Origin of the sequence: Alkalibacterium indicireducens (assembly GCF_039522005.1) — a bacterium.
Lineage (GTDB): Bacteria > Bacillota > Bacilli > Lactobacillales > Carnobacteriaceae_A > Alkalibacterium > Alkalibacterium indicireducens.
Genome location: NZ_BAAADA010000188.1, coordinates 1 through 1,680, shown reverse-complemented (window position 1 = coordinate 1,680; position 1,680 = coordinate 1). Strand labels below are relative to the sequence as shown.

The following is a 1,680-nucleotide window of genomic DNA, read 5'->3' as shown; positions in this document are numbered from 1 at the left end:
CTTCATCGACAGAAATCATCATACGAGCAACGAGAAATTTGGGAAACATAATTTTTCATAGATTATTGGGAGTTACCCCTTTAAGTCAGTATAACATCGTTAAAAACGAAAAAATAGGTCGTTAATAAAGTGACTCTTTTATCAGAGAGCGTTTCTCCGAAGATAATTATTTGAACCAATCAGGTTTCTCCGGGTAGTTATGGTTTTTATTACTATTTTCTCCTACGTACACTTTTTCTTTCAACCAAATAACATGGAATGGTCGTAAGTCTTTCTACATCTTCCCCTTGAATCATACGAACTATTTTGTTGGCAGCGGTACCTCCTGCTGTTTTATATGGGTAGTGTATTGTCGTTAAGCTAGGGTCGATAATATCGGCCACATCATAGTCACCAAATCCAGTCACCGAAATATCTTCAGGGATTTTGAGTCCATGATGATGAATAGCTTTCATGGTCCCTAATGCAATATTATCTGTTGCGCATACATAAACTGTCGCTGGATTTTCTTTGATAATAGATGTAGCTACTGTATAAGCGCCTTCAATCGAGAAACTACTCTCGTAATAGGAAACATTTTCGATTCCCTCTTCTTCAATCGCTTTTCTAAATCCTTCTTTTCTCTTTACACCAACAGCCACATCTTCTTCCGTTACCCCAATGTAACAAATGTTTGTATGACCACACTTTGCCACATACTTTCCAATATCATATCCAGATTGAGCATCCCCATAGACAAGGGAATGAAATTCTTCATCTTCTTGCCCTGCAATTAAAATTGGGAGATCCACTGCCTTCGCTGCCTCAATATGCTCCTTGGTGATTTGTTTCGCAAGCAAGATAATACCAGCAGCTTTTTGATTGGCCAGACTATAAATATTTTCTATTTCTCTTTCTAGCTTTTGGCTAGTATTGGCAACTAATATTTGATAACCTAATTCTTTCAAACTTTCATCTATGCCAATCAACATTCGTGAGGTCGCATAGGAATCGAACCTGGGAATAATGGCTCCTATTAAATTTGTTTTTTTCGCCTTTAAACTTTGGGCAAAACTATTCGGTTCATATTTTGTATCCGCAATGATTTTATCTAGTTTCAGTTTCGTTGTTTCACTTACATAACCGCCATTTAAATAACGTGACACAGTACTTTTGGCTACTCCTGCCATTTTTGCAATATCTGAAATTGTTACTTTCACTTTTTATTACCACCTTCATTATCCTTTCAATTACTTATAGTTGGGTGCATAAAACCTCTATACCTTTAGGTTAGGGGTTGCAAGCACCTAGGATAAGGGAGGACTTCTGCAATCTCAATTATCCTATTTTTGCACTAGCTACCCTGTGTTTAAATGTTTGCTATGGTTTTCTGAAGTATATTCCATTACTTACTCAACCCTTTGCGAATCAACTCATAAACCGCCCCTGCAAAACTTGAGATGTAATGTTCCTTTTGGTATGTTTCAATTTCTTTTACAAGGTCAACAGGGAATTTAATTAACTTAGCTACACGTTCCATCATTTCCACTCCTCTAAAGTATAGAGACACCTAGGAAACTATAGATGCTCTATATAAGTGGATTTAGGGTTTTCTCTTTTGAGTTTTCCCTCCACTTATTTTCTTTTTTTAAATTTTTTCACATTTTTATGCTTATTACTTGACTTTTGGTTTTTGCCTAC

2 protein-coding genes are annotated in these 1,680 nt (G+C 36.2%); both read right to left on the bottom strand.

Annotation, left to right across the window (positions count from 1 at the left end; translation table 11 throughout):
* Positions 1-212 precede the first annotated feature (212 nt).
* Positions 213-1,199 (bottom strand): LacI family DNA-binding transcriptional regulator, encoded by a 987-nt coding sequence (locus tag ABFX15_RS10165; protein WP_091269067.1) that lies wholly within the window; start codon positions 1,197-1,199, stop codon positions 213-215.
* A 185-nt stretch (positions 1,200-1,384) separates the two neighbouring features.
* A complete protein-coding gene (locus ABFX15_RS10160) occupies positions 1,385-1,519 on the bottom strand; it encodes a hypothetical protein (RefSeq protein ID WP_346025303.1) in 135 nt (44 codons plus the stop codon).
* Positions 1,520-1,680: the final 161 nt, after the last annotated feature.